Below are 13,656 nucleotides of genomic sequence, written 5' to 3'. Positions count from 1 at the left end.
TTTATATAAACGATATATTCTTCACAACTTAATTTCGTGAAAAAACACTTTCTTTGCCGATTCCACACTTCTTTTGTCATACCGGAAGGGAACTTACTTCATAGATCGAAATCATTCAACAGGATATATATAGGAGGGATTATTTTGGAATATAAAACACCATTTATCGCAAAGAAGTTAGGTGTTAGCCCCAAGGCTGTTGTCCGGATTGCACAACAATTAAATCTTACGATAGAAAAAAATAAATATGGTCACTTTATTTTCAAACAAGATGATGTAGATCAAATGTTAGAATACCATCGTTCTCAAATTGAGCATTCGCAAAACTCTCAACCTACTCAAAAAACATCATCAAATGATGTTGAAGAATTAAAAACTCAAGTAAACACAATTGTTCAAAACACATCATCAAATGATTTTGAACAATTAGCTACTCAATTACACACAATTACTAGAAGGCTAGATCGAATGGAGGAGCAAATGCAAGATAAGGCAAATGATGTCGTTACGTACCAACTTTTGCAACACCGTCGTGAAATGGAGGAAATGTTAGAACGAATCCAAAAGCTAGAAGCTTCCCTCAAAAAAGAAGAGCCCATATATATTACTCCTGATTCAAAACCAACATATGAAAGAGAAAAGAAACCGAAGCGCCGCAAAATGATTTTTAGTATATTTGGATTATGATTTTTAGACCCTTATTAAAACAATAAGGGTCATTTTTTCATGAAGGATACTGCCATATTAATATATCATTCTCTATATTATATATATTCACTTCTAATTATTTTGTTAACATAATATTCTTACTGTATTCCGCGATTAATGCCTGTGCATGAGCATTCCCTTGAATCACATCGCGAAATTCTTTTAAAGAATACAAATGCGTAACTCCTTTTCGAGCATGAATTCGCACTGGTACACCTTGTAAAGTATCATGAAACTGAAATGGATTGTCTATCGGCTCTATAGGAAAACCGAGTGTTAGTAGATACATATACATTCTTTTTGTAACTGCTGCAATATACCATTCCGCTTTCGTTTCTAACGCATGCACAAATAAAATAGCTGTTAGCCTTTTGAAATGCCCTCTCCCACGAGACGTTTTCGCAATACTTAGCTTGCCTATTTCATACACATTTTTTAAATCTTTCACTAAATCATTTTTAGAAAACGGATAGAAAAACTCAGAATTTGATTGTTCGGGTACCGTATACTTAATACACTCCACTGTACCTATATGATGCTCATCTTCTATTAATAAAAATCGTGTTGGATTTAAATTACGTTCTACGAACATTAAGTTTCTTTCTTCACAAAAATCTCCCCATAGTTGCTCGAACCAAAAATGTTCTTCCTTTGTTTGAACACGCTGGAACATATTTCCCCGCCTTTCCCATCGTCGCTCTGTTTTGATAACGCTTTCACTATCTATCATATAAGAACAAATCTTCGTATGCAACTAAAAATATTTATGACTTATTATATTCTGCAAAATGAATTAAATTCCAACTTCGTCGTCTTTTACCTCACATGTACAGTTATTCTAATAACCTATGTGTATCACTTTTTAAATTACATCCTACCTACTTCCATACAGCATATAATTCTTCTTAATCTAAAAAAATCCTTTATGAAAAAGGATTTCTTTTACTTCTTATTATTTTTTAACCACTTCTCAAAGATTTGTACCATCCCATGTTTTCCTGCTAATTTCTCTTCTCCTTGTTTCGTCTTATATGGATATAATTGCAAAAAGACACCGCACCCAGATTCAATTTTTTTACTATGCATATGACTTCCTGGATATACACAAATAACTTCATAAATTGCCCGTCGATGAAAAACACGCTTTCCATTCTGTTCTTCTACATACTTTATAGACCAGTATTTATACATTTGCTCAGTCGCTTTCGTATTTCCAACGTGCTGAAAAATATTGTACATTGGGCTATACTTCACTTCAATAATAATAGAAGATTTATATACGTATTTCCCTTCTTCCTTTACATAACAGTCTAAGCGAATATCTGGTTTTTTTGTATCCTCGCCATTATAAAAGTTACTCCCTTTACTTAATGCAATAAGGGGGTGTGTTTCAATTAAGTCATTAAATGCAACATGGACCTTCATATCATCTTGATGTAAAACTACTGTCGTCCCATCTTGTAACCCATCTACATAAAAATGCTCTTGTATTTGTTCACGAATGGGATTTCTAGCTTTAAAACCAATTTGCTCTAGCATGGAAATAACGATAAAAAAAGCGTAATATTCATACACTAAAAACGTTGGTTTATATACAAATAATAAAGATGGAGATTGATCTGTATATTGTGGAAGTAAGTTTAAATGCTGTAGTAATTGTTGATGTGGAATTGGTAAATCGTATGAGTTCATATTACCTGTTTCAGAAACTTCTCTCCAAAAGGGGGAATATATTAAAGTTTTAAAGTATTGTACACTTTCACGTACAATATGAGCTAATATTTTATATTCTTGTATTTTCACAGAGCTTTTACGTAAATCGGCTTCTTTTAGTAAATGTATATTTTTATATTTTTGCTTCTCTCTATCAGTCACAGATCCATTACGCTCAATTGTTTGCATAATCGTTTTTACAGCTTGAAACTCTTCTAATTTTTTCTTTTTTTCTCTTTCTAATATTTCAATTGTTTGACGTAAAAAACTTTCGGCTTCAAGTAAATAATGATAAAATTGCATCGCTTTAAATTTAAGAAATGCATTTTCTCTACTATTTTTTTGTTCAATAAACTTACGATTATAATATTTCGTATAGGACTTTCTTTCCGCCATTATTGTTCCTTTTCTCGTTGCCTTCCGTTCCTTCACTTCCCATTTATATTCATGTATAAATTTTGAACTTGATTCAATCTTTTTAAAAACTTGTTTTATCTTTTTCATTTTTTGCGGCAACTTTCTAAGTAACACTAAATAAGAAGAATCCTCAATATCACTAAGGGCAGAGAAAGTCTTTTTATAATAACCTCTATCTAAAATCAACTCATTTAAAATTGACTTTACATAGTTTTGAATCATTTCAAATTGGTCATCAAAAAAATTTTTTGGAACGATTTGAAAAGCACCATAATACGTTGTGTCTTCTATACGAACTTCAAAATGATATAAACCACATCGCCATGGATAAAAGAATTCCGTTTTTCCATGTTCATAAATTAGTAACTTTTGTTTTTTTTCATTTATTTCGTATTGTGACTCTTTTATATTTTTCTGGCCCTCATACACTTTATTCCATATGAAAGTAATATTCATTGGACTTTCGTAATGGTAATGCAATCTTATCGGTTTCAATTCTTGTACTTTGTAAATACATTGAACTAATGCTGTAGTAGATGTGCAAAGACGATTTAATAAAATATACTCCCCTTTTGCCTCTGTTCCTATGATTAACTTTAATACAAAAGGGAGCGTTTCATTCGTATCAACGATTTCTGTTTCATACCGCTCTTCATTTCGCATATCCATACAACTCCAGTTCTCTACGTTTTTCTCTTATATATGCTAAAGAGTGTTCAAATGTAGAGACTCTGTTTGCAAGTGGCGATTGCAAAAGAGGTACTAAAGTCGCTCCCCTTTTTACTTCTTCAGAAAGTAATGACCCAACCATCATTTCAGTACCTCTTAATTTCGTCAGTACACGTTGCTTTATTTGTAAATCAAAACCTTCTTCTCTGCTAATCATATAAGAATGATTATTTTGAAATGGTATATTTTGCAAATACATAGCAATTGCATTTGCACATCGAAAAGAAATTCCCTTTGACGCATCATGTGATGACAATACAACATGCAACTTATCTAATAGCTCCAACTCTTCTTCAGAAAACACTTCAATCATAGATTTCTTTCTGATCCAATTTATCCGAAATTCTCCCGCTGTTACTTTCAGAGGTGGTTGTAATACACCTTTCTCTTGTACCATGCACATCTCACAAAACGGAATTTTTTGTAACGTAATTAAATTGGTTCGGTCTAATAATCGATCAGAGAGTTCTTTCGTTGTTTCATCAAAATTCACAGTACCTACAAAGATAATATTTTCTCCAATTTCAATTGTTGATGGAATTTGGTTTTCTAATTTCTGCGCACCCTCATACAAATTCAAAATACGATTTTCCTTTTCAAGTTGAAGAACAGATAGAAATGGAGTAAACCAATGCTCAATATGTGACATGTTCATTTCATCAAAAACGATTATATACAATTGATTTTGATTTTCTTTTGCCTTCATTAACGCTCTAACTAACTTTGTTTCACTTTCAATAAAAGTACCATTTGGGTGAAGATATCCAAGTAAATCATGTGGTTCTTGATACGATGGAGAAATCGGAATCCAAACCAATTCTTCTCCATACTGTAATCCAAGTGCCTCTGCATAAGCTTGCACAAAGCGTGATTTTCCAACTCCCGGTATACCACCAAGAATCGTTAACATATTTGTTTTTACACTTATATGAAAATTATAAATATCTGTTTCGTCCAAATACATCCCTTTATTACGCACCGTACTTTGTACATACTGTAAAAAGGATGATTCACGCTCATCCCATTCCCATACTTCCTTGTGTACTTTTATATCCTCTACTTCAACTAGCTTCCCTTCTTCCGTTATTCGTTTTTTTAATTGCTCATACACTTGATCACTTACGAAATACAATTGCTCTTCTACCGCAATTTCTACATGCTTCATCCAGTCACTTAAGTCTATATATTTACATTCTCGATTTTGTTCAAAATACGCGATGGAACTAATTGATGACTTTAATAATATATTTCCATATAACCTTCCATCATGCCACAGTAATTCAGGAGACTCAAAGTCTTTTGGATATTTCGGCATAAGAAATGATAAATAACCATTACAAAGCTTTCGTTCTAAAGACTCTCTTTTTTTATTATCTGCAACTTTAGGTGCTGGAATCATTTTATAGCCAGTTGCTATTTCTCTAGGTTCTTCTGTACATATTAACTCCACGTATACATTTCCTCTTTCATAATAAAGACGAAACATAACCAATTGCTTTTCTAATTTCTTCTTCTTTAATTCTGAAAAAATCTTTTCATTCTTTTTATTGCTACATAACCCTTCAAATATATAATGTTCATTTGTAAATTGCTCTTGTAAATTAGATGGTATTGGCGATAGACATTGTACAAAAAAATTCTCTCCATTCTTCTCTCTCTCCGCGTTTGTAAATTTCCCGATAAACCTCATATAGTACATTCGTTTTATAAAACTTGGCTGAAGAGCTTTATGTAATTTCATCTTAATCACCTTCTTTTTTCATACTATTCTTAGTGTATGAAAGAAAAAAAAAACTAGAAATAAAAAACCTGACGTTATCCGCCAGGTTCAAAATTAAAACGTATATTAATGAGATGGAAATGCTTTTTTCTCTTGTAAAATAGCATTGTGAGCAATTTTCATTTTAGCCAGTACATATCGTAATCGATCCTCAGCGTTTTCATCTTTATTTTGCTGCAACTCCGCTAAATTCTCAACAGAACTCGCTAAATTTTCAATTACTCCCCTTAGTTCAGGATGATGATTAAAAAAAGATTCTTGTACTAATACTTTCCTTAACTCACTAGCTAAATCAATTATTCTAGACAACTGTTCTTTTTCTTCCATTTTCATCCCTCCTGAATATCTTATGTATTAAATATTCTCTACACAAAGAAAAAAGCCCTTTAAATGAAAAGGACTTTTACATTTTTATCGTTCCAGTTATCAACAGATAAAGTGATGTGATAGCTGCGACAACAATTGCCCACATCACATATCTCTCTATACCTACAAAACAACGATTCCCTTTTTCTTTTCGTGCAAACATGTAAACGATAATCCCAATTCCATATACGATTGAAACGAGTAATAAATTCTTTAAACCCGCTGCATAAATAAGCCATACAGAATAAATAGAGGCAATTAAAGCTAACGAGCCATTTTTTACTTTTGCATCTTTTAGTTCATTTGTAATTACTAATTTGAATTGGTATAGCGCTGATAATAAATATGGTAATAATATTGATGTTGACGCAATAAAATACATAATTTGATATGTCGATTCTGAAAACAGAACAATTATAAATATAATTTGAGCAACGATATTTGAAATCCATAATGCCATGTGTGGCGTTTGCTTTTTATTTGTTTTCGTAAAGACCTTCGGAAACACGCCATCTTTTCCTGCTACGTGAGAAATTTCCGAAACAAGTAAAAACCAGCCAATTAATGTACCTACAAGTGACGCAACTAATCCAATATTAATTGCCATTGCACCCCATGGCCCAACAACATGTTCTAATACATGTCCCATTGAAGGAGTTTCTAAAACGGAAAGTTCTCCTCGCGTCATTGCTCCCATTGACAGAACAGAAATTAAAATATAAATAGACATAACTAAAATTAATCCAAGTACTGTCGCTTTTCCAACGTCCCTACTATTTTTTGCTCTTCCTGATAATACAACTGCTCCTTCAACCCCAATGAACACCCATAGCGTTACAAGCATTGTATTTTTCACTTGACCAAGAATAGCGGAAAGTGAGATTGTTCCTTCTCCCCAAAAATCATGTGTAAATGTATCCCAGCGAAACGCTGTTACCATTACGACAATAAATAATAAGATCGGAACTAATTTCCCTACTGTTGCAATAACATTCATAATGGAAGCTTCACGAATTCCAAATAAAATTAGAAAATGAAGTGTCCATAGTAAAAGTGATGCACCTACGATTGACGCAACATTATTTCCACCTTTAAAAATTGGGAAGAAGTAACCTAATGTACTAAACAGTAGCATAATTGTTGCAACATTTCCTAAAATCCCTGCCAGCCAGTATCCCCAAGCACTGTTAAAACCAATATATTCACCGAATCCAGCTCGTGCATAACTATAAATTCCGCCCTCAAGCTCCGGTTTTTGTCTTGCTAACGTTTGATATACGAGCGCAAGTGGAATCATTCCCATTGCTGTAATACACCAACCAATTATCGTTGCACCACTATTTGCTCCTACTGCTAAATCATGCGGTAAACTAAAAACACCGCCACCAACCATCGTTCCAACTACTAATGCGATTAACGGAAAAAATCCTAACTTCTTTTCTATTTGTACCACCCCATCTGTCATTCTAGGTGTTATGTTCGTTCAACTATTAAAGTCACCTTTTTCTCTAATAGACGTTTCTCTTATATTTTTTCAGGAAAACATTACTTATTCTAAAAGAAAATGAAGAAAAATGGAATACTTTTTTGAAAAAATGTATAAGTATGCACAAAAAAACCGCTCATTTTGTAATGAGCGGTCATTTTAAACATATAAAATTGTATATTTCTTGTAAAATTAACGAAGTAAATTCTCTTTTTGTAAAAATTGTTTCGCTACTTCTTCACTACTTTTACCATTCACATTTACTTCATAATTCATTTTTCGCATTTCTTCATCTGTAATCTTTCCAGCTAATTTATTTAATACTTTTTCAAGTTCAGGATATTTTTGTAATGTCTCTTTTCTTAATAACGGCGCACCTTGATAAGGTGGGAATAATCCTTTATCATCTTTTAGCACTTTAAGTCCGTATTGCTCCAATTCACTATCCGTTGAATATGCATCGATTACGTTCACATCACCAGATTGAATTGCACTATAGCGCAGTTTCGGTTCCATCGTTTTAACATTTAAAAACTTATAGTTATATAACTTTTGCATTCCTTTATAACCATCTTCACGATCTGCAAATTCTAATGTAAATCCTACTTTAGCTTCCTGTGCAATATTTCCTAAATCAGAAATTGTATTTATATTCTTTTGATCTGCTATTTTTTTCGGCATCGCTAGTGCATATGTATTGTTATACTCCATTGGATTTAACATAACCATATTATATTTTTTTTCCATTCCAACGCGAGCTTGTTCATATACTTCCTCACGATTTGTGCTTTTCGGTTCTTCTTTCACGAAAGTAGATAAGGCTGTTCCTGAAAATTCTGGGTATATATCTACTTCACCTGATTTTAAAGCTTCAAATACAAATGCTGTTTTCCCAAGACCCGGCTTTAATTCTACTTGTAAATCTGTATCCTGTTCAATAAGTTGTTTGTACATTTGAATTAAAATTTCTGGCTCCGATCCAAGTTTTCCAGCAATAACTATATCTTTCTTTTGTGTATTCCATAGAAATGGAGTAGCAATCATAACTACAACTATACATATCGTCAATATAACGCGCTTAGAAGAGCGTTTTGGACTCTCAAGTATGCGAAGTACTATATCAAAGAATAAAGCGAGTAACGCAGCTGGTACGGCCCCTAAAATGATAAGCGCATGGTCATTTCGATCGATCCCGAGTAGTATGAGCTTACCGAGCCCACCAGCACCTATTAAAGCAGCTAATGTAGCCGTTCCAACAATTAATACCATCGCTGTACGAATACCAGCCATAATAATTGGCAACGCGAGCGGAAGCTCTACCTTCCATAACCTTTTCCAGCTATTCATCCCCATAGCTCTCGCCGCTTCTATAAGTGATTCATCTAATTCCCGTATTCCTGTATATGTATTTCGTAAAATAGGTAATAGTGCATACACAACTAATGCGATTATAGCTGGCAGTTTTCCAATTCCTACTAACGGAATTAATAGTCCAAGTAAAGCAAGTGAGGGCACTGTCTGCATAACAGCAGAAGTCCCTATTATAAATTCAGCCATTCGTTCTTTTCTCGTTAATATAATGCCTAGTGGCACTGCAATAATTACTGCAAAAAATAGTGAAATAAGCGATATTTGTAAATGCTCACTTAATGCACTTAGCAATTCTATTTTTCTTTCTTGGAACGTTTGAATAAAATCAGTCACTGTTTAGCCTCTTTCCTTCATTTGTTCAACAATATAATTGACAATATGACGACTTGTTAACATACCAACATATTGACCATCTTTTTCAACCGGCACTGATTCTTCAGTTTGTAAACGGACTAGTGCTTCTTGTAAAGGAGCATGTAAAGATAAAGCAGCCCCTTCTACTCGTGCATGATCGTCTAGTGGCATTACATCTTCTATAATTATTCCCTCATACCATTGTCGCCCACGATTTCCAATGAACTCCTCAACAAACTCATTTTTCGGATTATGTATAATACCTTCAGGTGTATCTAATTGAACAACTTTTCCTGCTCTCATTACACAAATGCGATCACCAAGTGATAATGCCTCTTGCATATCGTGCGTTACAAACACGATCGTTTTTTGAATCTTTTTTTGCAGTTGTACGATATCCTTCTGAAGTTGCTCCCTGCTTAACGGATCTAACGCACTAAATGGTTCGTCCATAAGAACAATTTTCGGATTTGCGGCTAATGCCCGTACGACACCGACACGTTGTTTTTGCCCTCCTGACAATTCATCAGGCATACGATCACGATATACATCTGGATCGAGCCCAACCATCTGTAGCAAGTCATCGACACGTGCTTTTATTTCTTTTTTGCTCCATTTTCTCATTTCAGGAACAACTGCAATATTTTCAGCGATTGTCATATGTGGAAATAAAGCAATTTGCTGCAACACGTATCCTATATTCCAACGTAATTCATTTATATTATATTGTTGAATATCTTTTCCATCGATTAAAATTGAACCTTCTGTCGTTTCAATCAAACGATTAATCATCTTCATTGTCGTTGTTTTCCCGCAACCACTCGGACCAATGAGAACAAAAAATTCTCCTTTTTTAATTTCTAAATGCAATGAATCCACTGCTTTTGTGCCATCTTCATACGCTTTTGACACATGATTAAATTGAATCACAAATACAACTCCTTTATTGTTGTTTCCTTTATTTTGATGGAATATGGAATTCATTTCAAATGATACGCATTATTTCTATATAAAAAAGAGCTCACATTTGAGCTCTAACGGTCGAACAATATTGTTTTCATAATAGCAGCATATTCACGCACATACATTTTTCTCTTAGAACGCATTGGCGTTTCTGCAGCTAATGCCTCCATCTTTATTCCTAAACGCCTTGCAATTATTTTTGTTCGATATAAATGATACGTATTACTGACAACTACCGCATGTTTTACATCAAATAAATCCATACTAAACTTCAAATTTTCATACGTATTTGTCGAACGGTCTTCCATTAAAATACGACTCTCATCTATACCGTGTACCATTAAATAGTTTCTCATACTGTGAGCTTCCGGTATATCTTCATCTTCTCCTTGACCACCTGAAACAATTACTTTCACCTCAGGGTGAGAATATAAATATTCCAACGCTACATCCAAACGGTTTTGAAGTGATAAAGACGGTCTATCTCCAAATAACTTTGCACCTAATATAAGAACGTATGGAGAGTGATTACTCAATTTCTCACGAGCAGCTTTATTCATTCGAAACGTCATATAAATAATGTATAGTGGCGGTAGTAATAAGATTATAAGTAATATCCATTTGTTCATAAATAAGTTAACACTCCCTTTCTTTTTATTATATAGAAAAAGAAAGGGAGGCAGAAGTAATTTTTAAACGAGTGATTTATTCGGAACATCCGCTCTGATTTTACGTTGTGATATCACATAGTAAAGAGCGATTCCTAATGATAGGATCAATATACAGCTTAATAGGTAAAATGGGAGCATTACCCCAACTTTAGATACACCTGCTGTAAACACCATTAACAATACTATTCGTATTCCTGTACCAATTAAGCGAAATAAGCTGTCCACTCGTCCCATTACTTCGTTTGGGATTTCCTCCATCATCAATACATTTCTCGCCACTCTTGTTCCAGCGTTTCCAATCGCATGAAAAATCGCTAGTCCATATAACAGCATTACGGACGGTTCAATGATCATTATGGTAATTGAAATTACATAAATGATCATCGTCAAAACGATTGAAACTTCTGTTTTGACATACTTCATTATGAGTGGAATACTGATTCCCGCAATAACCGCTCCGACACCGTACATCATACCTTCTACTGCGTATACAGAAGCATTGGCTTTAAGTATATCTGAAATATAAACTGGTATTAAATAATTTGCCATCATAACACCGATAAACGGCATATAAGTGGCAAGTAAAAACCAAAAAAGCTTAGGACACTTTTTCATAAAGTGAATTCCTTCGAACAATTGCTTCTTAAACGGTACTTTCCGTTTCACTTCTTTTTTCTTTACGTACGGTATACATAAGAAAAGAAAAAATGCTCCTGCAAAAGTTAACATATCTACTAACAAGATCCATTTCAAAGAAACAATTTCAATTAAAAAACTCGCAGCTGCTCCTGAAATAACTTGTGTTAACTGTCCTTGTATCTCCATCGTTCCACTTAAACTTTTATAATGTTCTGCTTGAAATATTTCTTGGTTAAATGCAAAAATTGTAGGATAGAATAATAGATAATAGAATGACCCTGCTATATAAATAATAATGTAATGAATAGAATGATAAGATTGCCCGGCAAATCCCCATATAGTCATCATTCCTATAACGGCTATCCCGATACCTTCGTTACATAACAATAAAGATTTTCTTGAAAAACGATCAATGCTTTGCCCAATGAATGGTGTTAATAAAAACATAATGAGGGTTGCAACGATCGAAACATAACCAAACGTTGTCTCTCCCCCACCTTCTTTAATTAACAACCATGGGATCGTAATCATAACAATCCCGGAACCAATAGCTGATAAACTATTGGCTCCTAGAATGTAATACAAGCGAGAATCATGATAAAGCGAGGACATATCACTCCACTCCTAGTTGTTTTTTCACCTCTTTATATACGCTCATATATGCTTTTAATTCTTTAACTACATCATGAATTAATGGTTTTGCATCTTCTCCAAGTTCACCATCTTGTACGTGAAGTCCATCAAGCACTACTTGTTTTGGGATTGCATTTGCGTAAACACCTCTAGCAACAGTTCGCATACTATTTAATGCGTTAATTCCTCCTTTACCGCCCCCCGCAACAGCTAGTAATGCGACAGGTTTATGGATAAACTCACTACTACTTAAGTAATCTAACGAGTTTTTCAGCGCTCCGCTCATCGCATTATGATATTCTGGTGTACATAGTACTACACCGTCTGCTGCTTTCACTAACGCTTTTAATTTTTTTACTGCCTCTAAATCACGTTGCGATTCTTCGCCGTTATATAAAGGCAATTCCTCTATTGCTAAATCGTATAATTCCCCTTCAAATTGATCTGCAATATATTTTGCCACAACGCGAGTTCTACCTAATTTTCTTGGTGTACCGTTAATAACGACTAGTTTCATAAACAATTCTCCCCTTTGTTTTCAAATTCTACTTATATATTATCAGAAATTTCTATACAAAACACAATATAAAGAGGGAACTTCCTTAATCAAATAGTATGATACACGAAAAAAGAACTCATACTTTCGTATGAGTTTCGCGCTATTACTTTGTTTCACCATTCTGACTTATTGTACCTATGCTTTTATTTGCTTCAAAATGGTAATATGCTTTTTCTGCTAATTCTTTTCGTTCTTCTGGTAATTCTATATATTTCATTACGTTTTCAATTATTTTTTCGTACGGAGTAAATACAATTCCTGGCCACTCTATCTCGTCTTCTGGATTACTATTTTCCGAAATAATAAATTTCTTATTCGCGACCGCATAAGAAACACGTGGTGTTTCAAGAATTCCCGATAAGTAAAAGTGAATATTTAATATAATTTTAGACCTAGCAATTAACTCATTTCTAGCAATTCCCCACGCATTATTTTTAAAAACTATATTTAAATTCGGTGCAATGGCTTTTAGGTGATTAAAAATAGCTTGCCGCCTCGGATTAAGAGCACCTATAAACAAAATATCAATATCTTCAGTAATCTCACCTTCAAATATATCTTTTTTTATTTCCAAAGTTGGAGCATAGTTCATTCCTACATGTTTTATTTCTTTTCCTACCCCTTTTTGTTTTAACCATTCTATATTTTGTTTACTATAATCCCAAATCACTCTATCATTTAATAATATTAAATAAAGCGGGTGCGCATATGGACTTCCTTCGTATAGCTGTTCTAAATTATAAATAATTGCATCTTGCGGAAGGAGATTCGGGTTATAAGCGTATGTATGCGCTCCAAAAACAACTGTATTCTTTACATTTCCCAGTATTGTTTCTGATATAATTACTGTATTTCCCTCCTGCTCCAACCTCCATTTCAAAGCTCGCGCAACATCTATGAAACTACCGTACGTCTTCGGGCATATAAAAAGACAATAATCATATTCTTTATTCAAATAAACTTCCATTAATTTTAAATTATTTTTATATAAATCTACATCCGGATGTTTAAGTACCAACTCATTTGCATGTTTTCTTGCCACTTTATATAATCCAGCATAATAAGCAGCGATGCATCTTCTTAATTCGATTCTTTCCCGATCTTCATCTAATACATCCATGTTTAAAAGAAGATTTGCGATACAATACGCTTTTAAATGATCACGATCATAATAATAGTCTAGTAGTGGCATCAATTCTTCATACGTATTTCCATGCACCGATTCCCCTAGTTCAATCGCCCATCGTATTAATTCCATGATTATTCC

The 13,656-nt window shown here is 33.7% G+C and carries 12 protein-coding genes; 1 reads left to right on the top strand and 11 read right to left on the bottom strand.

The window, feature by feature from the left end:
- Positions 1 to 144 precede the first annotated feature (144 nt).
- Positions 145 to 687 (top strand): chromosome-anchoring protein RacA, encoded by a 543-nt coding sequence (gene racA, locus JDS81_RS12710; protein ID WP_000456001.1) that lies wholly within the window; start codon positions 145 to 147, stop codon positions 685 to 687.
- 97 nt (positions 688 to 784) lie between these two features.
- Here racA and JDS81_RS12705 read toward each other — a convergent pair whose 3' ends face one another.
- The 11 genes from JDS81_RS12705 to JDS81_RS12655 all read right to left on the bottom strand — a co-directional run bounded on the left by JDS81_RS12705 (position 785) and on the right by JDS81_RS12655 (position 13,647).
- The gene (locus JDS81_RS12705) at positions 785 to 1,381 is read right to left on the bottom strand and encodes a hypothetical protein (protein WP_000487809.1); all 597 of its coding nucleotides are present in this window, start codon (positions 1,379 to 1,381) and stop codon (positions 785 to 787) included.
- Positions 1,382 to 1,650: 269 nt separating this feature from the next.
- Entirely contained in the window at positions 1,651 to 3,501 is a 1,851-nt protein-coding gene (locus JDS81_RS12700) for a hypothetical protein (RefSeq protein ID WP_097953468.1), read from the bottom strand.
- On the bottom strand, positions 3,491 to 5,308 hold the full coding sequence (locus JDS81_RS12695) for an AAA family ATPase (protein ID WP_097953469.1): 1,818 nt from the start codon (positions 5,306 to 5,308) through the stop codon (positions 3,491 to 3,493). Before JDS81_RS12695 ends, JDS81_RS12700 begins: the two co-directional genes overlap by 11 nt.
- Positions 5,309 to 5,413: 105 nt before the next feature.
- A complete protein-coding gene (locus JDS81_RS12690) occupies positions 5,414 to 5,674 on the bottom strand; it encodes a hypothetical protein (protein WP_000391448.1) in 261 nt (86 codons plus the stop codon).
- Positions 5,675 to 5,750: 76 nt separating this feature from the next.
- On the bottom strand, positions 5,751 to 7,178 hold the full coding sequence (locus JDS81_RS12685; protein ID WP_000129458.1) for a basic amino acid/polyamine antiporter: 1,428 nt from the start codon (positions 7,176 to 7,178) through the stop codon (positions 5,751 to 5,753).
- A gap of 213 nt (positions 7,179 to 7,391) precedes the next feature.
- A complete protein-coding gene (locus JDS81_RS12680; RefSeq protein ID WP_000129124.1) occupies positions 7,392 to 8,903 on the bottom strand; it encodes an ABC transporter permease/substrate-binding protein in 1,512 nt (503 codons plus the stop codon).
- 3 nt (positions 8,904 to 8,906) lie between these two features.
- Positions 8,907 to 9,854: an ABC transporter ATP-binding protein gene (locus JDS81_RS12675; protein ID WP_097953470.1), complete on the bottom strand. Its 948-nt coding sequence runs from the start codon at positions 9,852 to 9,854 to the stop codon at positions 8,907 to 8,909.
- Between the two features lie 104 nt (positions 9,855 to 9,958).
- Entirely contained in the window at positions 9,959 to 10,516 is a 558-nt protein-coding gene (locus JDS81_RS12670) for a YdcF family protein (protein WP_097953471.1), read from the bottom strand.
- Between the two features lie 63 nt (positions 10,517 to 10,579).
- On the bottom strand, positions 10,580 to 11,809 hold the full coding sequence (locus tag JDS81_RS12665; protein WP_000097150.1) for an MFS transporter: 1,230 nt from the start codon (positions 11,807 to 11,809) through the stop codon (positions 10,580 to 10,582).
- Between the two features lies 1 nt (position 11,810).
- Positions 11,811 to 12,347 carry an NADPH-dependent FMN reductase gene (locus tag JDS81_RS12660; protein WP_000780368.1) on the bottom strand — a complete coding sequence of 179 codons (537 nt, stop codon included), beginning with the start codon at positions 12,345 to 12,347 and terminating at the stop codon, positions 11,811 to 11,813.
- 145 nt (positions 12,348 to 12,492) lie between these two features.
- Positions 12,493 to 13,647 (bottom strand): CgeB family protein, encoded by a 1,155-nt coding sequence (locus tag JDS81_RS12655; protein ID WP_097953472.1) that lies wholly within the window; start codon positions 13,645 to 13,647, stop codon positions 12,493 to 12,495.
- Positions 13,648 to 13,656 lie beyond the last annotated feature (9 nt).

The sequence above is a fragment of the Bacillus cereus group sp. N31 genome (assembly GCF_016483245.1).
GTDB lineage: Bacteria > Bacillota > Bacilli > Bacillales > Bacillaceae_G > Bacillus_A > Bacillus_A toyonensis.
This window is presented reverse-complemented; position numbering and strand designations above follow the sequence as displayed.

Excerpts from the sequence above, each read along its gene's own strand:
- JDS81_RS12705 (WP_000487809.1), bottom strand. The coding sequence starts at position 1,381 with ATGTTCCAGCGTGTTCAAACAAAGGAAGAACATTTTTGGTTCGAGCAA.
- JDS81_RS12700 (WP_097953468.1), bottom strand. The coding sequence starts at position 3,501 with ATGCGAAATGAAGAGCGGTATGAAACAGAAATCGTTGATACGAATGAA.
- JDS81_RS12695 (WP_097953469.1), bottom strand. The coding sequence starts at position 5,308 with ATGAAATTACATAAAGCTCTTCAGCCAAGTTTTATAAAACGAATGTAC.
- JDS81_RS12690 (WP_000391448.1), bottom strand. The coding sequence starts at position 5,674 with ATGGAAGAAAAAGAACAGTTGTCTAGAATAATTGATTTAGCTAGTGAG.
- JDS81_RS12685 (WP_000129458.1), bottom strand. The coding sequence starts at position 7,178 with ATGACAGATGGGGTGGTACAAATAGAAAAGAAGTTAGGATTTTTTCCG.
- JDS81_RS12670 (WP_097953471.1), bottom strand. The coding sequence starts at position 10,516 with ATGAACAAATGGATATTACTTATAATCTTATTACTACCGCCACTATAC.
- JDS81_RS12665 (WP_000097150.1), bottom strand. The coding sequence starts at position 11,809 with ATGTCCTCGCTTTATCATGATTCTCGCTTGTATTACATTCTAGGAGCC.
- JDS81_RS12660 (WP_000780368.1), bottom strand. The coding sequence starts at position 12,347 with ATGAAACTAGTCGTTATTAACGGTACACCAAGAAAATTAGGTAGAACT.
- JDS81_RS12655 (WP_097953472.1), bottom strand. The coding sequence starts at position 13,647 with ATGGAATTAATACGATGGGCGATTGAACTAGGGGAATCGGTGCATGGA.